Origin of the sequence: Pseudomonas sp. 1D4 (assembly GCF_001728925.1) — a bacterium.
GTDB lineage: Bacteria > Pseudomonadota > Gammaproteobacteria > Pseudomonadales > Pseudomonadaceae > Metapseudomonas > Metapseudomonas otitidis.
In genome coordinates this window covers 196,418-214,463 of sequence record NZ_LXJQ01000001.1, presented here as the reverse complement: position 1 = coordinate 214,463, position 18,046 = coordinate 196,418, and the positions used below count along the sequence as shown (strand labels likewise).

20 protein-coding genes are annotated in these 18,046 nt (G+C 66.0%); 9 read left to right on the top strand and 11 right to left on the bottom strand.

Annotated features, from left to right (window positions below; genetic code table 11):
* Positions 1–80: 80 nt before the first annotated feature.
* Complete coding sequence (gene gmk, locus A7D27_RS01045) at positions 81–701, bottom strand: guanylate kinase (RefSeq protein ID WP_069563864.1); 621 nt, start codon at positions 699–701, stop codon at positions 81–83.
* Positions 702–712: 11 nt separating this feature from the next.
* Positions 713–1,576 (bottom strand): YicC/YloC family endoribonuclease, encoded by an 864-nt coding sequence (locus tag A7D27_RS01040; protein ID WP_069563863.1) that lies wholly within the window; start codon positions 1,574–1,576, stop codon positions 713–715.
* Between the two features lie 131 nt (positions 1,577–1,707).
* Here A7D27_RS01040 and rph point away from each other — a divergent pair, with 131 nt between their 5' ends.
* Positions 1,708–2,427 (top strand): ribonuclease PH, encoded by a 720-nt coding sequence (gene rph / locus A7D27_RS01035; RefSeq protein WP_069559576.1) that lies wholly within the window; start codon positions 1,708–1,710, stop codon positions 2,425–2,427.
* Between the two features lie 28 nt (positions 2,428–2,455).
* Complete coding sequence (locus tag A7D27_RS01030) at positions 2,456–2,821, top strand: DUF4870 domain-containing protein (protein WP_069559575.1); 366 nt, start codon at positions 2,456–2,458, stop codon at positions 2,819–2,821.
* A 52-nt stretch (positions 2,822–2,873) separates the two neighbouring features.
* Here A7D27_RS01030 and A7D27_RS01025 read toward each other — a convergent pair whose 3' ends face one another.
* The gene (locus tag A7D27_RS01025; RefSeq protein WP_044400676.1) at positions 2,874–3,653 is read right to left on the bottom strand and encodes an exodeoxyribonuclease III; all 780 of its coding nucleotides are present in this window, start codon (positions 3,651–3,653) and stop codon (positions 2,874–2,876) included.
* Positions 3,654–3,737: 84 nt separating this feature from the next.
* Between A7D27_RS01025 and pyrE the strand changes: the two genes are divergently transcribed.
* Positions 3,738–4,379 (top strand): orotate phosphoribosyltransferase, encoded by a 642-nt coding sequence (gene pyrE, locus A7D27_RS01020; RefSeq protein ID WP_069563862.1) that lies wholly within the window; start codon positions 3,738–3,740, stop codon positions 4,377–4,379.
* A gap of 26 nt (positions 4,380–4,405) precedes the next feature.
* Positions 4,406–4,990: a DUF4124 domain-containing protein gene (locus tag A7D27_RS01015; RefSeq protein ID WP_069563861.1), complete on the top strand. Its 585-nt coding sequence runs from the start codon at positions 4,406–4,408 to the stop codon at positions 4,988–4,990.
* A gap of 1 nt (position 4,991) precedes the next feature.
* Here the strand turns inward: A7D27_RS01015 and A7D27_RS01010 are convergent, their stop codons facing one another.
* The 5 genes from A7D27_RS01010 to coaBC all read right to left on the bottom strand — a co-directional run bounded on the left by A7D27_RS01010 (position 4,992) and on the right by coaBC (position 10,805).
* Entirely contained in the window at positions 4,992–5,438 is a 447-nt protein-coding gene (locus tag A7D27_RS01010) for a thioesterase family protein (protein ID WP_069563860.1), read from the bottom strand.
* A gap of 109 nt (positions 5,439–5,547) precedes the next feature.
* The gene (gene argB / locus A7D27_RS01005; RefSeq protein ID WP_044400686.1) at positions 5,548–6,453 is read right to left on the bottom strand and encodes an acetylglutamate kinase; all 906 of its coding nucleotides are present in this window, start codon (positions 6,451–6,453) and stop codon (positions 5,548–5,550) included.
* A gap of 15 nt (positions 6,454–6,468) precedes the next feature.
* On the bottom strand, positions 6,469–7,863 hold the full coding sequence (gene algC, locus A7D27_RS28505) for a phosphomannomutase/phosphoglucomutase (RefSeq protein WP_205894767.1): 1,395 nt from the start codon (positions 7,861–7,863) through the stop codon (positions 6,469–6,471).
* A 1,271-nt stretch (positions 7,864–9,134) separates the two neighbouring features.
* Entirely contained in the window at positions 9,135–9,590 is a 456-nt protein-coding gene (gene dut / locus A7D27_RS00995) for a dUTP diphosphatase (RefSeq protein ID WP_069563858.1), read from the bottom strand.
* A gap of 6 nt (positions 9,591–9,596) precedes the next feature.
* The gene (gene coaBC, locus A7D27_RS00990; RefSeq protein ID WP_069563857.1) at positions 9,597–10,805 is read right to left on the bottom strand and encodes a bifunctional phosphopantothenoylcysteine decarboxylase/phosphopantothenate--cysteine ligase CoaBC; all 1,209 of its coding nucleotides are present in this window, start codon (positions 10,803–10,805) and stop codon (positions 9,597–9,599) included.
* Positions 10,806–10,945: 140 nt separating this feature from the next.
* Between coaBC and radC the strand changes: the two genes are divergently transcribed.
* Positions 10,946–11,620: a DNA repair protein RadC gene (radC, locus tag A7D27_RS00985; protein WP_069559568.1), complete on the top strand. Its 675-nt coding sequence runs from the start codon at positions 10,946–10,948 to the stop codon at positions 11,618–11,620.
* 209 nt (positions 11,621–11,829) lie between these two features.
* Here the strand turns inward: radC and A7D27_RS00975 are convergent, their stop codons facing one another.
* Complete coding sequence (locus A7D27_RS00975; RefSeq protein ID WP_069559566.1) at positions 11,830–12,090, bottom strand: hypothetical protein; 261 nt, start codon at positions 12,088–12,090, stop codon at positions 11,830–11,832.
* Positions 12,087–13,664 carry an ABC transporter substrate-binding protein gene (locus A7D27_RS00970; protein WP_069563855.1) on the bottom strand — a complete coding sequence of 526 codons (1,578 nt, stop codon included), beginning with the start codon at positions 13,662–13,664 and terminating at the stop codon, positions 12,087–12,089. Before A7D27_RS00970 ends, A7D27_RS00975 begins: the two co-directional genes overlap by 4 nt.
* A 340-nt stretch (positions 13,665–14,004) precedes the next feature.
* On the opposite strand from A7D27_RS00970, the gene rpmB reads away from it, so the two are divergent.
* Together rpmB and rpmG are read left to right on the top strand one after the other, a co-directional pair.
* Entirely contained in the window at positions 14,005–14,241 is a 237-nt protein-coding gene (gene rpmB / locus A7D27_RS00965; protein WP_044400708.1) for a 50S ribosomal protein L28, read from the top strand.
* A gap of 10 nt (positions 14,242–14,251) precedes the next feature.
* The gene (gene rpmG / locus A7D27_RS00960) at positions 14,252–14,407 is read left to right on the top strand and encodes a 50S ribosomal protein L33 (RefSeq protein WP_012703270.1); all 156 of its coding nucleotides are present in this window, start codon (positions 14,252–14,254) and stop codon (positions 14,405–14,407) included.
* Positions 14,408–14,539: 132 nt separating this feature from the next.
* On the opposite strand, the gene A7D27_RS00955 is transcribed toward rpmG, so the two are convergent.
* Entirely contained in the window at positions 14,540–14,902 is a 363-nt protein-coding gene (locus tag A7D27_RS00955) for a cupin domain-containing protein (RefSeq protein ID WP_069563854.1), read from the bottom strand.
* 314 nt (positions 14,903–15,216) lie between these two features.
* On the opposite strand from A7D27_RS00955, the gene A7D27_RS00950 reads away from it, so the two are divergent.
* Both A7D27_RS00950 and A7D27_RS00945 read left to right on the top strand, forming a co-directional pair.
* Positions 15,217–16,710: an aldehyde dehydrogenase gene (locus A7D27_RS00950; protein ID WP_069563853.1), complete on the top strand. Its 1,494-nt coding sequence runs from the start codon at positions 15,217–15,219 to the stop codon at positions 16,708–16,710.
* Between the two features lie 178 nt (positions 16,711–16,888).
* Positions 16,889–18,046 (top strand): MFS transporter, encoded by a 1,158-nt coding sequence (locus A7D27_RS00945; RefSeq protein WP_069563852.1) that lies wholly within the window; start codon positions 16,889–16,891, stop codon positions 18,044–18,046.

The window sequence follows — 18,046 nt, the reverse complement described above, 5'->3', positions numbered from 1 at the left end:
GGAGCGGACTGGATAGTCTAAAAAATCACCAGCATTAAGGGAAGCGCTGAATGTGCAGCGCTTCCCGGTGGTCATGTCGATCAGGCCAGCAAGCTGGCCAGGAGTCCGCCGTGGGTGATCTGCTGGCTGGCCTGGACGAGGCGCTGGCTGCGGAAGATCGCGCGCAGATCCTCCAGGGCGACGGCGAAGTCGTCGTTGATCACCAGGTAGTCGTATTCGACGTAGTGGCTCATTTCGCTGACGGCTTCACGCATGCGGCGCTCGATGATCTCGGCACTGTCCTGGCCGCGGTTGTCCAGGCGCTGGCGCAGGGCTTCCTGGCTCGGCGGCAGGATGAAGATGGACTTGGCCTGGGGCATCAGGTGGCGAACCTGCTGGGCGCCTTGCCAGTCGATCTCGAGGATCAGGTCATGCCCTTCGGCCAGGGTCTGCAGCAGCCAGCGCTGGGAGGTTCCGTAGAGGTTGCCGAAGACTTCGGCGTGTTCGATGAAGTCGCCGTGCTCAAGCATGTGCACGAAAGCTTCGCGGCTGACGAAGTGGTAGTTCACGCCATCGACCTCGCCGGGGCGCATGCCGCGGGTGGTGTGGGAGACCGAGACGCGGATGCGCGGGTCGGTATCCACCAGGGCCTTGACCAGGCTGGTCTTGCCGGCGCCGGAGGGGGCCGAGACGATGTAAAGGGTGCCGGGGGTGACGGTCATGGATGGGTCTCTTACTCGATGTTCTGCACTTGTTCGCGCATCTGTTCGATCAACACCTTGAGGTTGACCGCTGCCTGGGTGGAGCGTGGGTCGAAGGCCTTGGAGCCGAGGGTGTTGGCTTCACGGTTGAGTTCCTGCATGAGGAAGTCGAGGCGGCGGCCGGCGGCGCCACCAGCCTTGAGCACGCGGCGTACTTCGGTGATGTGGGTGCCGAGGCGGTCCAGCTCCTCGGCCACATCGCTCTTCTGTGCCAGCAGCACCAGTTCCTGCTCCAGGCGCTGAGGGTCGAGTTCGGCCTTCATCTCGGCGAAGCGGTCGAGGATTTTCTGCCGCTGCTGGGCGAGCATCTGCGGCACTAGCTCACGCAGGGCGATGACTTCCTGCTGCATGGCGTCGAGGCGCTCGTTGAGCAGGCGGGCCAGGTCGGCGCCTTCGCGGGCACGGCCGGTCTTGAGCTCTTCCAGGGCCTTGCCGAAGGCGTCCAGGGCGGCGGCGTTCAGGGCCTGGGGATCGGCGGCGTCGGCCACCAGCACGCCGGGCCAGGCGAGAATCTCCAGCGGGTTGAGCGGTGCCGGCTGGCTGACCAGGGCGGCCACGGCTTCGGCTGCAGCCACCACCTGGGCGGCGCGCTCGCTGTCGACCTGCAGAGGCTTGCCGGCCTCGGCTTCGGCGAAGCGCAGGGTGCACTCGACTTTGCCCCGGGACAGGCCCTGGCGCAGGGCTTCGCGAACGGCACCCTCCAGGTCGCGGAAGGCTTCGGGCAGGCGGAGGTGGGGTTCGAGGTAGCGGTGGTTGACCGAGCGCAGTTCCCAGCTCAGGGTGCCGTGGGTGCCGGCCTGCTCGACGCGGGCGAAGGCGGTCATGCTGTGCACCATGGGAAGTCCTCTCGGTGTGGGTAAGGGCGGCGATTGTAGCTGACTCCGTGCCCCCTCCCAACGCGATGATGTCCCGGTGGCGGAGGCCCCTCTATAATGGCCGGGATTTTCCCTCCGACAGGTATTCCCAGATGAAACGTCCCAGTGGCCGCGCAGCTGATCAGCTGCGTTCGATCCGCATCACCCGCAACTACACCAAGCACGCCGAAGGCTCGGTACTGGTCGAATTCGGGGATACCAAGGTGATCTGCACCGCCAGCGTCGAGGCCGGCGTGCCGCGCTTCCTCAAGGGCCAGGGCCAGGGTTGGCTGACTGCCGAGTACGGCATGCTGCCCCGCTCCACCGGTGAGCGTAACCAGCGTGAGGCGAGCCGTGGCAAGCAGGGTGGCCGCACCCTGGAGATTCAGCGCCTGATCGGCCGTTCCCTGCGTGCAGCATTGGACATGAGCAAGCTGGGCGAGAACACCATCTACCTGGATTGCGATGTGATCCAGGCTGACGGCGGCACCCGCACGGCCTCCATCACCGGTGCCATGGTGGCCCTGGTGGATGCGCTGAAGGTTCTGAAGAAGCGCGGTGCCCTGAAGGGCGAGCCGCTCAAGCAGATGATCGCTGCCGTCTCCGTCGGCGTTTACCAGGGCGAGCCGGTGCTGGACCTCGATTACCTGGAAGATTCGGTGGCCGAGACCGATCTGAACGTGGTCATGACCGACGGCGGTGGCTTCATCGAAATCCAGGGCACCGCCGAGGGCGAGCCCTTCCAGCCCGAGCAGCTCAATGCCATGCTGGCCCTCGCCCGCCAGGGCATGGACGAACTGTTCCGAATCCAGAAGGCCGCGCTGGCCGACTGACCCGGCCCATCACGACGAGGACGCACCCATGAATGAACCCACCCCCGTGCAGCAACCGAACCAGGACGCCAGACAGTGGGCGATGTTCTGCCATTTCGCTGCGTTCCTCGGTGCGGTCTTTCCCTTCGGCAACCTGCTGGGGCCGCTGATCCTCTGGCAGATGAAGAAGGACGTGGACCCCTTCATCGATGCCCAGGGCAAGGAGGCGCTGAACTTCCAGATCACCGTGAGCCTGGCGGGGCTGCTGTGCATCCTGCTGATGTTCGTGGTGATCGGCATCTTCCTGCTGCCCCTGCTGGGCATTGCCGCGCTGGTGCTGACCATCATCGGTGGCATCAAGGCCAACGAGGGCAAGGACTACCGCTACCCCTTCGCCTGGCGGCCACTGAAGTAGCGCACGCACGAACGAAAAAGCCGGCGAATGCCGGCTTTTCTGTGCGCTGCACTCAGATGCTCAGCAGCCAGTCGTAGTCGACGATCAGCGGAGCGTGCTGGGAGAAGCGCGGCTGGCGAGGCAGGCGGGCACTGCGCACGGTGCGACGCATGCCGGGCGTGAGGATGTGGTAGTCGAAGCGCCAGCCGAGGTTGAGCATCTCGGCCTGCTCGCTGTCCGGCCACCAGCTGTACTGGTCGCCTTCGCGGCTGACTTCGCGCAGGGCATCCACATAGCCCATGTTGCCGAACACTTCGTCCATCCATGCGCGCTCGGGCGCCAGGAAGCCGGGGAGCTGCTGGCAGTCGCGCCAGTTCTTCACGTCCAGCTTCTGGTGGGCAAGGTAGAGCGAAGAGCAATAGATGTACTCGCGACGCTTGCGGCGCTGCTTGTTCAGGTAGTGCGCCAGGTCTTCCATGAACTTGAACTTGTGGTTCAGGTTCTCATCGCCACCCTGGCCCGAAGGCAACAGCAGGGAGGCGATGCTCACTTTGTCGAAATCCGCCTGCAGGTAGCGCCCATAACGATCGCAGGACTCGAAGCCGAGTCCCCAGATCACTGCCTTGGGTTGCAAGCGCGAATAAAGCGCCACGCCACCTTGGCTTGGCACTTCAGCATCGCTGGCATAGAGGAAATAGCCATCCAGTTGGAAGGCCGGGTCGTCCAGGTCATAGGCAGAGGCACGGGTGTCTTGCAGGCAGATCACGTCGGCATTCTGTGCTTGCAGCCAGCTGAGGAGTCCTCGCTCGGCTGCAGCATGAATACCATTCACGTTCACACTGATGATCCGCATAAATGGCCCCCAAAAACTCGTGCGTGTATGATACCCGAGCTCTTTCTATTTAGCTAAATCCGTGCCGTCCGGGGCTTTTCCACCATGCAGGCGTACCAGCGCGACTTCATTCGCTTTGCCATCGAACGCGGTGTATTGCGTTTTGGCGAATTCACCCTCAAGTCCGGGCGCACCAGCCCCTATTTCTTCAATGCCGGCCTGTTCAACAGCGGCCTCGCGCTGTCTCGCCTGGGGCGGTATTACGCGTCGGCAATCGTCGACAGCGGGCTCTCCTTCGACGTCCTGTTCGGCCCCGCCTACAAGGGCATCCCGCTGGCGGCTTCCACCGCCGTGGCGCTGGCTGAACACCATGACCGCGACCTGCCCTGGTGCTTCAACCGCAAGGAAGCCAAGGACCATGGCGAGGGTGGCACCCTGGTCGGTGCACCGCTGGCCGGCCGCGTGCTGATCATCGATGACGTGATCACCGCCGGTACTGCGATCCGCGAGGTGATGCAGATCATCCAGGGCCAGCAGGCCCAGGCTGCGGGCGTGCTGATCGCCCTCAACCGCCAGGAGCGAGGCAAGGGTGAGCTGTCGGCGATCCAGGAAGTGGAGCGCGACTTCGGCATGCCGGTGGTGAGCATCGTGTCTCTGGAGCAGGTGCTGGAATATCTGGCCGGGGATGCTGAACTGAAGTCGTACCTGCCTGCGGTGGAGCGTTACCGCGCAGACTACGGAATCTGACTCTCCAGCGACCACAGGGTGTGCCGATGCTGAAGCCGGGTGCTATCCGACTTGCTTTGATCCTGGGTGCGATGGCACCGCTGGCCGCCCAGGCCGAGCTGTACCGCTACACCAATGAAAAGGGTGTCACCGTACTGGATCGCCTCGGCGTTCCGCCGCAGTTCATCGACAAGGGCTACGAGGTCCTCAACGACCAGGGCCGTGTGGTGAAGACCGTGCCGCCGGCGCCCACCCTCGAGGAGCGCCAGCGCATGCAGGCCGACAAGGCCCGTGCCGGCTCCGATGCCCAACTGCTGCGGCTCTACACCAGCGTCGAGGACGTCGACCGCGCGCTCCAGCGCAAGCTCTCCGAGCTGGACGGGTTGATCACCGTGGCCAAGGGCAACCAGCAGTCCCTGCGTACCCAGCAGGCCAACCTGCAGGCCCAGGCGGCCGACAACGAACGCGCCGGGCGCCAGGTGCCCGAGGCGCTGGTGACCCAGATCGACAACGTGCGCAGCGAATACAAACGCCTCGACGACGACATCGCCCGCTACCAGGAAGAGCGCAAGAAGGCCCAGGTGACCTTCGCCGCCGACCGCGCCCGCCTCGCTGAACTGTTGAACCGCTGAGTCACTCCTCGGCGGCGCAGCGCTCGAAGTCCCTCACTTTTTCCCTCAGCCAGTCTGGCAAGGACCGGCTTGCCCGCGTCGTTGCATCGGCATGCACGTAGACGATCTCCCCACTGGTCAACGCCTCCTCGCCCCGCCAGATGCCCAGCGCAAACGTCAGGCTCGAACCGCCCAGCCGGCGTGTCCGGATGCCCAGGGTGAGATCGTCGTCGAAGCGGGCCGGCGACAGGTACTCCAGCAGGGTACGCACGGCGAAGAAGTCCCCGCCGTCGGCGATCAGGTCCTGTGGATAACGCACACCCAGCGCGCGGAAGTACTCGGTGATGGCGACGTCGGCGTAGGTCAGGTAGTGGCCGTTGAAGACGATCCCCTGGGGATCGACTTCGGCCCAGCGCACGCACAGCGGGTGGAAGAAGGTGAAGGCGTTCCGGTCGGGTGGTGGGGGCATGGCACGGCTCCTGATGAGGGTGTGCCGAGCATTCCTGCCAGGCCGGAGGGATGCAAGCCGGATCGGGGAAATGAATAAGCCGGATCGCTCCGGCTTATTCGGGTGGGGCTCAGGCGCGGCGGCGGTTGCTGATCAGGGTGCCGACGCCACTGTCGGTGAAGATCTCCAGCAGCACGGCGTTGGGCACACGCCCATCGATGATGTGTGCGCTGGTGACGCCACCCTGCACCGCGTCGAGGGCGCAGCGGATCTTCGGCAGCATGCCGCCGTAGATGGTGCCGTCGGCGATCAGCTCATTGACCTGCTCGGTGGTCAGGCCGGTGAGCACCTTGCCTTCCTTGTCCATCAGGCCGGCGATGTTGGTCAGCAGCATCAGCTTCTCGGCCTTGAGGGCCTCGGCCACCTTGCCCGCCACCAGGTCGGCGTTGATGTTGTAGGACTCGCCGTCCTGGCCGACGCCGATGGGGGCGATGACCGGGATGAAGTTGCCCTTCACCAGCATGTTCAGCAGCTCGGTGTTCACGCTGGTCACTTCGCCCACATGGCCGATGTCGATGATCTCCGGCTGGGTCATCTCCGGGGTCTTGCGGGAGACGGTGAGTTTCTTCGCGCGGATCAGCTCCGCGTCCTTGCCGGTCAAGCCGATGGCGCTGCCGCCATGGCGGTTGATCAGGTTGACGATGTCCTTGTTCACCTGGCCGCCAAGGACCATCTCCACCACGTCCATGGTCTGCGCGTCGGTGACGCGCATCCCGTCGATGAAGTGGCTCTCGATGGACAGGCGCTTGAGCAGGTCGCCGATCTGCGGGCCGCCGCCGTGCACGACCACCGGGTTGATGCCCACGGCCTTCATCAGGACCATGTCGCGGGCGAACCCGGCTTTCAGCTCGTCGCTTTCCATGGCGTTGCCGCCGTACTTCACGACCAGGGTCTTGCCGACGAAGCGGCGGATGTAGGGCAGTGCTTCGGACAGGACCTGGGCGACTTGGGATGCGGCGTCACGGCTGAGGGTCATGCGGGGCTCCGTGGATCAGAACGGCAGGTTGATATCGGGGGCGACGGCGTAGAGCTGGGCGCGGAACACTTCCTTGATGCGCTCCAGTTCCGCCTCGGAGTCGGCCTCGAAGCGCAGCACCAGCACCGGCGTGGTGTTGGAGGCGCGGACCAGACCCCAGCCCTTGGGATAGTCGACGCGCACGCCGTCCAGGGTGGTCAGGTTGGCATCGCCCCAGGTGCCGTCGCGCTGCAGGCGCTCGATCAGGCGGAACTTGCTCTCGTCGGTGACGGTGATGTTGATCTCCGGGGTGGAGATGTCCTTGGGGAAGGCGGTGAACACGTGCTCGGCATGGCGCTTGTCCTGGCTGAGTATCTCCAGCAGGCGGGCGGCGCTGTAGATGCCGTCGTCGAAGCCGTACCAGCGCTCCTTGAAGAAGATGTGGCCGCTCATCTCGCCGGCCAGCAGCGCGCCGGTTTCCTTCATCTTCTTCTTGATCAGCGAGTGGCCGGTCTTCCACATCACCGGACGGCCGCCGTAGCCGCTGATGAGGGAGGTCAGGCGGCGGGTGCACTTGACGTCGAAGATGATGTCGGCGCCCGGGTTGCGGGACACCACGTCCTTGGCGAACAGCATCAGCAGGCGGTCGGGGTAGATGATGGTGCCTTCGTTGGTCACCACGCCCACGCGGTCGCCGTCGCCGTCGAAGGCCAGGCCGAGGTCGGCGTTCTCTTCCTTCACCTTGGCGATCAGGTCTTCCAGGTTCTCCGGCTTGCCCGGGTCCGGGTGGTGGTTCGGGAAGGTGCCGTCGACGTCGCAGTACAGCGGGATCACGCTGCAGCCCAGGGCTTCGATCAACTTGGGTGCGATGACGCCGGCCACGCCGTTGCCGCAGTCCACCACCACGCGCATGGGCTTGGCCATGGCGATGTCGTCGCGGATCTGCTGGAAGTAGCGGTCGAGGATCTCGACCTGCTGGACGCTGCCGACGCCACTGGCCAGGTCGTTGTCCTTGATGCGGGTATGCAGGGCGGTGATCTGCTCGTTGGCCAGGGTCTCGCCGGCGACCACGATCTTGAAGCCGTTGTAGTCCGGCGGGTTGTGGCTGCCGGTGAGCATCACGCCGGACTTGCCGTCCAGCACATTGGCGGCGAAGTACAGCACCGGGGTCGGCACCATGCCGATGTCGGTGACATGGCAGCCGCAGTCCATCAGGCCCTGGATCAGCGCTTGCACCAGCTCGGGACCGGAGAGGCGACCGTCGCGGCCGACCGAGACGTTCGGCTCACCACGGGCGAGGCTTTCGGAGCCGATGGCACGGCCTACCCAGTAGGCGGTTTCGGCGGTCAGGGTATCGCCGACCACGCCACGGATGTCGTAGGCGCGGAAAATACTGGCGGGCAGATTGGGGGCGGCTTGCGGGGTGCTCATGGCAGGGGTTTGCTCCAATCCCAGGAGGTCCTGGTCTTCGTCGAGAATGTCGATATCGAGGATGTCGGTATCTTGGAAAAGCGGGTTGGCCAGCTCCAGGGGTTCGATCACCTTGGCCGGTGCTGCAGCCGGGGCTGTCGCAGGGCTGGCCTTGCGCTCGTCGCCGACGCTGGGCGCCACCGGTTCCGGTTTGCGCCGCAGCTGCCGGGCCAGCGACTGGGCCAGCGCATCCAGCGCCGGCAGCCGCAGGCTGTTGGGTTTGACGCTTTTGCCGCTGGAGAGTTCTTGCACCAGTTGGCCGAGCTGGGTGACGTCTTCCCTCAGCTTGCGCTGCAGGCCGCCATGCACCAGGTACAGGCCGGCCAGGGCGCCAGCCAGGGACAGCAGGGCGGCGAGACCGAGCAAGGGCACCGGCATGCCCGAGCTGCCCAGTTGGCTGCTGGGCGTGAAGGTCAGTTTCCAGTTGGGGTTGCCACTGGCCACGGCGATGGGTGTGCCCTCGGCAGCACTGCCGCGCTGTGCCAGGGTCTGGGCGGGGGCGTTGCCGAACTGCTGAGTGAACTGAAGCTGGCCTGTGCCATCCGGCAGCGGGGCCAGGGCGCTCAGCAGGCGATCCAGGTCCACCACCAGCAACAGCGTGCCCTGGATCGGGGCATTGTCGGCCAGGCGGATCGGCGCGGCGCTGTAGACCAGCCAGCGCTGGCCGACCTTGTAGGCCTCGGGTGCAGGTTTCTGCCCACTTTCGGCGCGGCGCAGCATGTCCAGGGCGGCGAAGTTCATCGGTGCTGCGCGCTGGCTGTTCTGCTGGGCCTGGCCGGGCAGATTGAGGTGGGCATCGACCACGGCATTCCAGTAGCCCAGGCCGCGCTCGGCGACCTGCACGCGGGACGGGTCGCCGCTGTTGAGGGCATCCGCCAGCGCCGGATTGCGAGCGGCGGCGGTGGTGTCGGCCACCAGTTGGCCGAGGGCTTGGCGCAACGAAGCCCCCTGGCTGTCCGCCCAGGCCTGGGCCAGTTGGGCGCGCTGGGCTTTTTCGCCGCTGTCCACCAGGGTGAGCCAGAGCAGCGCACTGCCGGCGGCGACGCCGACGGCGGAGGCGATCAGCCCGGGCATCAGGTCGGTGAGCAGGCCGCTGCCGACCTTGGCGCCCTTGGCGGGCTCCCTGGCTTCGGTGGGACTGGCCAGCATGCCGGTGTCGGTGTCCTTGGCATTGCGCTTGAAGAGTTTCACTGAAGGTCTCCCCCGCGATTCATCCTGAGGTCAATGCGGAATCAGTGGCTGCCTGAGTGGCCGAAGCCGCCGGCGCCGCGCTCGCTCTGGCCGAACTCGTCGACGAGTTCGAAATGCGCTTGCACAACCGGCACCAAGACTAGCTGGGCCAGGCGCTCGCCGACGGCCAGGATGAAGGCGCTCTGGCCACGGTTCCAGCAGGACACCATCAGCTCGCCCTGGTAGTCGGAGTCGATCAGGCCCACCAGGTTGCCGAGGACGATGCCGTGCTTATGGCCCAGCCCGGAGCGCGGCAGGATCAAGGCGGCCAGGCCCGGGTCGGCGATGTGAATGGACAGGCCGGTGGGAATCAGCACGGTCTGGCCGGGCTCCAGCGTCAGGTCTTCCTTGAGCATGGCGCGCAGGTCGAGGCCGGCGGAACCGGGGGTGGCGTACTGGGGCAGCGGGAATTCGCTGCCGAGGCGGGGGTCGAGGATCTTGGCTTGCAGTGCGTGCATGGAGTCTCAGGCCTGGTTTAAGCGGTCGGCGATGAAGGCAACCAGTTGGCGGGCGATCTTGCCCTTGTTGGTCTGGGAGAAGCTGGTCTGGTGCAGCCCGCGATCGATGATGGTGATCGCGTTCTCTTCACTGTTGAAGCCGATGCTGGGGTTGGCCACGTCATTGGCGACGATCAGGTCGAGGTTCTTGTCGCGCAGCTTGCGCGAGGCGTACTCCAGCAGGTTCTCGGTCTCGGCGGCGAAGCCGACGCTGAAGGGGCGATCGGGCCGGCCGGCCAGGGTCGCGAGGATATCGGGGTTGCGCACCAGCTGCAGCAGCAGGCCTTCGCCGCTGGTGGGGTCCTTCTTCATTTTGTGCGGTGCGACCACTTCGGGACGGTAATCCGCCACCGCGGCGGCAGCGATCAGCAGGTCGCAGGGCATGGCCGCTTCGCAGGCCGCGAGCATGTCACGGGCGCTGACCACGTCGACCCGGTTGACCCGGTCGGGGGTCGGCAGGTGGACGGGGCCGGTGATCAGGGTGACCTTGGCGCCTGCCTCCACCGCCGCTTCGGCCAGGGCGAAGCCCATCTTCCCGGAGCTGTGGTTGGTGATGTAGCGGACCGGGTCGATGTTCTCCTGGGTCGGGCCGGCAGTGATCAGCACGTGGCGGCCGGTCAGCGCCTGGTGTTCGAACAGGTTGGCGGCCTGCTGGGCCAGGTCGTCGGCCTCCAGCATGCGGCCCGGGCCGACATCGCCGCAGGCCTGGCTGCCGGCGGCCGGGCCGAACAGGTGCAGGCCCCGCTGGGTCAGGCACTGGGCATTGGCCTGGGTGGCCGGGTCGCGCCACATGGCCTGGTTCATCGCCGGGGCCAGGGCGACCTTGGCGTCGGTGGCCAGTACCAGGGTGGTCAGCAGGTCGTTGGCCAGGCCCTGGGCCAGGCGTGCCATCAAGTCGGCAGTAGCCGGGGCGATCAGCACCAGGTCGGCCCAGCGGGCGAGTTCGATGTGGCCCATGGCGGCTTCGGCGGCAGGGTCCAGCAGGTCGAGGTGAACGGGGTGGCCGGACAGGGCCTGGAGGGTCAGCGGGGTGATGAACTCGCGGCCGCCCTGGGTCATCACCACCCGGACTTCCGCGCCCTGGTCGCGCAGGCGGCGGATCAGCTCCGCACTCTTGTAGGCGGCAATGCCGCCCCCCACGCCCAGGACGATGCGTTTCCGATAGAGCCGCTGCATAGGCCTGCCTTAGTAATGAGGTGGAGTGGTGCGCTGCGGTGTCGGCGCCTCCCCAGGGCCGGATCACCGCGCAAAAAAGGTTGGCTAAGATAGCACAGCGTCCGCATGGGAACAGCGGCGCAGCTGACCAGGGAGGTGTCATGAGCATCCGTCATTGGCCCGCAGCGGAACGCCCGCGGGAGAAGCTACTCGAACAAGGCGCGGCGGCCCTTACCGACGCCGAACTCCTCGCCATTTTCCTGCGCACCGGGCTGCCGGGGCAGAGCGCCGTGGACCTCGCGCGCCAGCTCCTTGTCCAGTTCGGCGGGCTGCGCCCGCTGCTGGAGGCGGACCTGGCCACGTTCTGCCAGCGGCCGGGTCTCGGGCCGGCCAAGTTCGCGCAGTTGCAGGCGGTGCTGGAAATGGCCCGTCGGCACCTGGCCGAAGGGCTGCGGCGGGACTCGGCACTGGAGAACCCCCGGGCGGTGCGGGACTACCTCAAGGCCCAGTTGCGGCACGAGCCCCACGAAGTGTTCGGCTGCCTGTTCCTCGATACCCGCCACCGGGTGCTGGCCTTCGAGGTGCTGTTCCGCGGCACCATCGACGGTGCCAGTGTCTATCCGCGCCAGGTGGTCAAGCGTGCCCTGGCGCATAACGCCGCCGCGCTCATCCTTACCCACAACCATCCTTCCGGCATCGCCGAGCCCAGTCAGGCCGACCGCGACCTGACGCACCGTCTGAAGGACGCGCTGGCGCTGGTGGATGTGCGGGTGCTGGACCACTTCGTGGTGGGCGATGGCGAGCCGCTGTCCCTGGCCGAGTACGGCTGGCTCTAAGCCGCGTTCGCGAGCTGGCGGCGAGCCGGGCAGCGGACGCGCGTCTCGGTGTGCTGGCGAACGCCCTCCGGGCGTGGTGAGCAGTGGAAGGTCATCACCAGCCTGGCGACGCCCGGTTCCTCATGCCTCATGAAGGCCTGTGCGTCAGGGACCGGCTCCAGACCGAAGTCCGTACGCCAGAAGCGCCCGATCAGGCCGTAGGCCATTGCCTAGTTGCCGTCGCGTTCCAGCAGGGTGAGTTCGTGCAGGTCGAAAGGCGGGCGGGATTCCAGTGTGTTGCGCCAGCCCAGCCGGTGGGCCAGGCGCGCGGGGGCTTCGCGCAGGCGGAGCAGTGCCTTGACCAGGGGGTCGTCTTGGGTGGAGAGCTGGCTGGCAGCGTCCAGTGCCTGCACAGCGGAGGTGTCCAGGTCGAGTTGATGACGCTCGACGAACTGGAGGCTCGGCAGGTCGCGCTCGGCCAGCGCGTTCAAGGCGCCAACTCCGCCCTGGAGAAGTCCTGCCGGCCGAAGGGGTTGGCCTCATAGCCGCGCACGTTGGCACGCACCAGGGCGAATGCCGTGGGGTGGGCCAGGGGCAGCCACAGGGCCTGCTCATTAATGATCGCCTGGGCTCGGGCGTAGAAATCGCTGCGCGCCGTGGTGTCCGGCGTGGCCTTGGCCTGGCTGATCAACTGGTCGAGGTCCGGGTTGCAGTAGCGGGCGAAGTTCAGGCCCGACTGCACCGAGGCGCAGGCGAATTGAGGCGTGAGGAAGTTGTCCGGGTCGCCGTTGTCGCCCGCCCAGCCCATGAACAGCAGGTCGTGCTCGCCGGCCTTGGCGCGCCGGATCAGTTCGCCCCACTCGATGACGCGGATGTCAGCGCGGATGCCCACCTTGGCCAGGTCGGCCTGCAGCATCTGTGCACCCAGGTTCGGGTTGGGGTTGAGCACGCTGCCGGAGGGGCGTGTCCACAGGGTGGTGCTGAAACCGTCTGGCAACCCAGCTTCGGCCAGCAGCGCTTTGGCCTTGCCTGGGTCGTAGACGTAGCCGGGCAGGTCCTTGGCGTAGCCCCAGGTGGTGGGCGGGAACGGGCCGTCAGCCGGTGTGGCGGTGCCTTCGAACACGGCCTTTATATAGCTGGCCTTGTCGAAGGCGAGGTTGATCGCCTGGCGCACCTTGGCCTGGTCCAGTGGCGGATGCTGGCTGTTCAGCGCGACGAAGGCGGTCATGAAGGCCGGGGTTTCCACGACCCGCAGGTTGCTGTCCTGGCGCGCCTGCCCCACATCCAGGGGCTTGGGTGACAGGGCGATCTGGCATTCGCCCCGGCGCAGCTTCTGCAGGCGCACATTGGCATCCGGAGTGATGGCGAACACCAGGTTGTCCACAGCCGGCTTGCCGGCGAAATAGTCCGGGTTGGCGCTGTAGCGGATCGCCGCGTCCTTCCGGAACCGCTTGAACACGAAGGGGCCGGTACCGATGGGCTGGGCGTTGAGCTTTTCCGGCGTGCCGGCTTTCATCAACTGGTCGGCGTACTCGGCGGAATAGATAGAAGCGAAGCCCATGCTGAGCATCGCCAGGAAGGTGGCATCGGGGCGGGTCAGATTGAAGCGGACGGTGCGCGCGTCGACCTTCTCCACCGAGCGCACCAGGCCCGGCAGCTGCATGGACTGGGCGTGGGGGAAGCCGCTTTGCGCCACCTTGTGCCAGGGGTTGGCCGGGTCGAGCATGCGCTGGAAGCTGAACAGCACGTCGTCGGCATCCAGCTCGCGGCTCGGGGCGAAGTAGTCGGTGCGATGGAAGCGCACGCCCTTGCGCAGCTGGAAACTGTAGCTGAGGCCGTCCTCGGATACTTGCCAGTGCTCGGCCAGGCCTGGCACCAGACGGGCAGCCCGGGCGTCGAACTCCACCAGGCGGTTCATCAGCACGTCGGCCGAGGCGTTGGTGGTGGTCAGGGCGTTGTACTGCACCACGTCGAACCCGTCCGGGCTGGCTTCAGTGCACACACTCAGGTTGGCGGCCTGGGCCAGCAGCGGGGCGAACAGCAGGGGGAGCAGGGCAAGGCGCATGACGGATTCCTCGGGATGCGGTGGCCAGGAGGCGAACGCTAGCCCAGCCAGGTCGGTGGGGCAATCGCAGTTGCCGACGAATGGTCGGCAGGGCGAGGCGCCCCGCCTCGCGGCGGAACGCACGCCGTGGCCGGGCGGCAGGGTGTGGGTAAGTTGATGGAGCCCTTGCTGCACTAGGGGTGTTCTGGTATAAAGCAGCGCTCTTTTCTGGGGCCCGGTCTTTCGCAATCACTGTGCGGCCGGTAAGACCCTGACGAGACGGGCGCTAAACACGCCCACAATTGAGAGTTCAAGCGGCCAACCCATGCCGGGTTGGGCATGAGGTTTAGAGGGCTGAGGCATGTCTAGAGTCTGTCAAGTAACCGGTAAGGGTCCGGCTACCGGGAACAACATTTCCCACGCAAACAACAAAACCCGTCGTCGTTTCCTGCCGAACCTGCAGCACCATCGCTTCTGGGTCGAGTCCGAGAAGCGCTTCGTGCGTCTGCGCGTTTCCGCCAAGGGCATGCGCATCATCGACAAGCGTGGCATTGACGTCGTTCTGTCCGAGCTGCGCGCTCGCGGCGAAAAGGTTTAAGGAGCAAATCATGCGTGAACTGATCCGTTTGGTGTCCAGCGCCGGTACCGGCCACTTCTACACCACCGACAAGAACAAGCGCACCACTCCCGACAAGATCGAGATCAAGAAGTACGATCCTGTCGTGCGTAAGCACGTGATCTACAAGGAAGCCAAGATCAAGTAATTGATCCGGCCCTTGCGAAAAGCCCGCCTCATGGCGGGCTTTTTCATGCCTGCGATTTGGCGTGGCAGGCGCGGGACATAAAAAAGCCCGCTTTCGCGGGCCAGAGGTGACAAGCATCGGGTGTCGGCAGGCTTACTTGGCCTGCTCGAAGATGACGTAGACCTTGCGGCAGGCTTCCAGCACTTCCCAGGTGCCGGAGAAGCCGGCCGGGATCACGAAGCGGTCGCCCGCGCGCACGGTCTTGGCGTTGCCGGCGGCATCGCGGATGACGGAGACGCCCTGGAGAATCTCGCAGTACTCATGCTCGGTGTAGTTCACCGTCCACTGGCCGACCGCGCCCTCCCAGATGCCGACGTTGAACTGCCCGCAGGGGCTGCCGTAGTGGTTGCGCACACTCTGCTCGGGGTCGCCCTTGAGGATCTTCTCGGGTGCGGGGCGGTAGTGCTCGGCGGTGGCGGGGCTGGTGGCGAAGTCGACGATGGATTCGATATTCATGGCGATTCCGTAGCGGCGTTGTGGAGGTCGCGCGGGGCGGCCTGTTTCTTATTCTGCCCGGCGGATGTTCGGAATCCCGCCATGCACGGTGGCGGAAAATGAAGAACGCGGGCGTACCGGTCCTGAGTCTATGTTTAATAAAATGAACAATACAAGGCCCATGTTCCCGGCAGTGTCAAAAATATTGAAAATCCAGGGGCCTCTGGTTTAGGGTGTCGCACAGCTTTGGCCGCGTTTAGGCCTTGCAGAATTCTTGACAGTGTCGGTCCCTCCCCTGCCGGCACTTCCACTAATAAAAGTAAGAGGAACGCCCCATGACCACCCTCACTCGTGCCGACTGGGAACAGCGCGCCAAGTCCCTGCAGATCGAGACCCGCGCCTTCGTCCATGGCGAATACACCCCGGCTGCATCCGGTGCCACCTTCGAGTGCATCAGCCCCGTGGATGGTCGTGTGCTGGGCCTGGTCGCCAGCTGTGACCTGGCCGACGCCGAGGTGGCGGTCAAGGATGCCCGCGCCACCTTCGAATCCGGTGTCTGGTCACGCCTCGCACCGGTGAAGCGCAAGGAAGTGATGATCCGCTTCGCTGACCTGCTGGACGCCCATGCCGAAGAGCTGGCCCTGCTGGAAACCCTGGACATGGGCAAGCCGATCGGCGACTCGCTGAACATCGACGTGCCGTCAGCGTCCCGCGCCATCCGCTGGAGCGGCGAGGCCATCGACAAGATCTACGACGAAGTCGCCGCCACACCGCACAACGAGCTGGGCCTGGTGACCCGCGAGCCGGTGGGCGTGGTCGCCGCCATCGTGCCGTGGAACTTCCCCCTGCTGATGACTTGCTGGAAGCTCGGCCCGGCGCTGGCCACCGGCAACTCCATCATCCTCAAGCCGTCCGAGAAGTCGCCGCTGACCGGCATCCGCATCGCCCAACTGGCCATCGAAGCCGGCATTCCCGCGGGCGTGTTCAACGTGCTGCCGGGCTTCGGCCACACCGTCGGCAAGGCCCTGGCCCTGCACATGGACGTCGACACCCTGGTGTTCACCGGCTCCACCAAGATCGCCAAGCAACTGATGATCTATGCCGGCGAATCCAACATGAAGCGCGTCTGGCTGGAAGCGGGTGGCAAGAGCCCGAACATCGTCTTCGCCGATGCCCCGGACCTCAAGGCCGCCGCCGAGTCCGCCGCCGCCGCCATCGCCTTCAACCAGGGCGAGGTCTGCACCGCCGGCTCGCGCCTGCTGGTGGAGAACTCCATCAAGGAGAAGTTCGTGCCCATGGTGGTCGAGGCCATCAAGGGCTGGAAACCGGGCCACCCGCTGGACCCGGCTACCAACGTCGGTGCCTTGGTTGACACCACCCAGATGAACAACGTGCTGTCCTACATCCAGGCCGGCCATGACGACGGCGCCAAGCTGGTGGCCGGCGGCAAGCGCGTGATGGAGGAGACCGGTGGCACCTACGTCGAGCCGACCATCTTCGACGGCGTGACCAACGCCATGCGCATCGCCAAGGAAGAGATCTTCGGGCCGGTGCTGTCGGTGATCGGCTTCGACAACGAGGCCGAGGCCGTCGCCATCGCCAACGACACCATCTACGGCCTGGCGGCTGCGGTGTGGACCAGCAACCTGTCCCGCGCCCACCTGGTGGGCAAGGCCCTGCGGGCCGGCAGCGTGTGGATCAACCAGTACGACGGCGGCGACATGACTGCGCCGTTCGGTGGCTTCAAGCAGTCCGGCAACGGTCGCGACAAGTCCCTGCATGCGTTCGACAAGTACACCGAGCTGAAGGCCACCTGGATCAAGCTCTGAACAGCGGCGGTCTGACCGCCTGACACGGCGCGGCCTGGTCCGGTCGCGCCAAGGTCCGCCCTCCCCTCTTGGAGGGCCGGCTCTGCGAGAGCCACACCTGCGGCCGGGTTTCCCTTCGGGAGCCCGGCCGTTTTTGCTTTTCCGCCAGCCATTAGCCGTAAACGGGAGGAATACCGTCATGCGTTGGGGCACCTATTTCGCCGTGTGTGGCGCCGTCATCAGCATCGGCCTGGCGCTGGGCGTGACCATGCCGCTGGTGTCGCTGCGTCTGGAGAGCTGGCATTACGGCTCGTTTGCCATCGGTGTCATGGCTGCAACCCCGGCGGTGGGCGTGCTCCTCGGCGCTTCCCTGGCCGGACGCCTGGCGGCGCGTTTCGGCACCGTCCCGCTGATGCAACTGTGCCTGTTGCTGGGGGCTGTGTCGGTGGCGCTGCTGGCGTTGGTGCAGAGCTACCCGGTCTGGTTGCTGCTGCGGTTGTTCATCGGCGTGGCGCTGACCGTGGTGTTCATTCTCGGCGAGAGCTGGATCAACCAATTGGCGGTGGAGCAGTGGCGTGGTCGCTTGGTGGCGCTGTACGGCACTGGCTATGCACTGAGCCAGTTGTCCGGCCCTCTGCTGCTGACTCTGCTGGGCAGCGACACGGACCGCGGCTTCTGGACCGGTACCGGCCTGTTGATCGGCGGTTCGCTGATCTTGCTCGGGCGTGGCGGCGCGCCCCAGGTCGACGAGCACGGCGCCTCCGGGCGTGGCCTCTGGGTCTTCTGCCAGCGCATGCCGACCATCGCCTGGGCGGTGGTGCTGTTCGCGGCCTTCGAAGCGATGATGCTCACCCTGTTGCCGGTCTACGGCCTGCGCCAGGGCTTCACCCAGGAGGTGGCCCTGCTGATGGCCAGCGTGGTGGTGGTGGGCGATGCGGCCCTGCAATTGCCCATCGGCTGGATGGCGGACCGAGTGCCCCGGCGGGCGCTGTTCCGGGCCTGCGGCCTGGCCCTGCTGGTGTCCAGCCTGAGCGTGCCGCTGGTGCTGCACACGGTGCTGATCTGGCCGGTGTGGGTGGTGTTCGGTGCCAGCGCCGGCGGGCTGTTCACCCTGGCGCTGATCCTGATCGGCGAGCGTTTCCGGGACGATGAGCTGGTGCGGGCCAATGCCCATGTCGCCCAGCTCTGGGGGATCGGCTGCCTGATCGGGCCGCTGGTGACCGGTGCTGCCAGCCAGTGGATCAGCGGCCATGCGTTGCCGCTGATGATGGCCGTAGGTGCGGCCGGTTTCGTCTGGCTGGCCTGGACCCGGGAGCCGATGGGCGAAGATACCCCGGTCGGCTCCCCGGGCGCCTGA

What these genes read in the sequence shown, in the direction of transcription:
- A7D27_RS01030 (WP_069559575.1), top strand. Translation starts at nt 2,456, where the DNA reads ATGAATGAACCCACCCCCGTGCAGCAACCGAACCAGGACGCCAGACAG.
- coaBC (WP_069563857.1), bottom strand. Translation starts at nt 10,805, where the DNA reads ATGCAGCGGCTCTATCGGAAACGCATCGTCCTGGGCGTGGGGGGCGGC.
- A7D27_RS00950 (WP_069563853.1), top strand. Translation starts at nt 15,217, where the DNA reads ATGACCACCCTCACTCGTGCCGACTGGGAACAGCGCGCCAAGTCCCTG.
- rpmG (WP_012703270.1), top strand. Translation starts at nt 14,252, where the DNA reads ATGCGTGAACTGATCCGTTTGGTGTCCAGCGCCGGTACCGGCCACTTC.
- algC (WP_205894767.1), bottom strand. Translation starts at nt 7,863, where the DNA reads ATGAGCACCCCGCAAGCCGCCCCCAATCTGCCCGCCAGTATTTTCCGC.
- A7D27_RS01015 (WP_069563861.1), top strand. Translation starts at nt 4,406, where the DNA reads ATGCTGAAGCCGGGTGCTATCCGACTTGCTTTGATCCTGGGTGCGATG.
- dut (WP_069563858.1), bottom strand. Translation starts at nt 9,590, where the DNA reads ATGCACGCACTGCAAGCCAAGATCCTCGACCCCCGCCTCGGCAGCGAA.
- A7D27_RS00955 (WP_069563854.1), bottom strand. Translation starts at nt 14,902, where the DNA reads ATGAATATCGAATCCATCGTCGACTTCGCCACCAGCCCCGCCACCGCC.
- A7D27_RS00945 (WP_069563852.1), top strand. Translation starts at nt 16,889, where the DNA reads ATGCGTTGGGGCACCTATTTCGCCGTGTGTGGCGCCGTCATCAGCATC.
- A7D27_RS01040 (WP_069563863.1), bottom strand. Translation starts at nt 1,576, where the DNA reads ATGGTGCACAGCATGACCGCCTTCGCCCGCGTCGAGCAGGCCGGCACC.
- rph (WP_069559576.1), top strand. Translation starts at nt 1,708, where the DNA reads ATGAAACGTCCCAGTGGCCGCGCAGCTGATCAGCTGCGTTCGATCCGC.
- A7D27_RS01010 (WP_069563860.1), bottom strand. Translation starts at nt 5,438, where the DNA reads ATGCCCCCACCACCCGACCGGAACGCCTTCACCTTCTTCCACCCGCTG.
- A7D27_RS01025 (WP_044400676.1), bottom strand. Translation starts at nt 3,653, where the DNA reads ATGCGGATCATCAGTGTGAACGTGAATGGTATTCATGCTGCAGCCGAG.
- radC (WP_069559568.1), top strand. Translation starts at nt 10,946, where the DNA reads ATGAGCATCCGTCATTGGCCCGCAGCGGAACGCCCGCGGGAGAAGCTA.
- gmk (WP_069563864.1), bottom strand. Translation starts at nt 701, where the DNA reads ATGACCGTCACCCCCGGCACCCTTTACATCGTCTCGGCCCCCTCCGGC.
- pyrE (WP_069563862.1), top strand. Translation starts at nt 3,738, where the DNA reads ATGCAGGCGTACCAGCGCGACTTCATTCGCTTTGCCATCGAACGCGGT.
- A7D27_RS00970 (WP_069563855.1), bottom strand. Translation starts at nt 13,664, where the DNA reads ATGCGCCTTGCCCTGCTCCCCCTGCTGTTCGCCCCGCTGCTGGCCCAG.
- rpmB (WP_044400708.1), top strand. Translation starts at nt 14,005, where the DNA reads ATGTCTAGAGTCTGTCAAGTAACCGGTAAGGGTCCGGCTACCGGGAAC.
- argB (WP_044400686.1), bottom strand. Translation starts at nt 6,453, where the DNA reads ATGACCCTCAGCCGTGACGCCGCATCCCAAGTCGCCCAGGTCCTGTCC.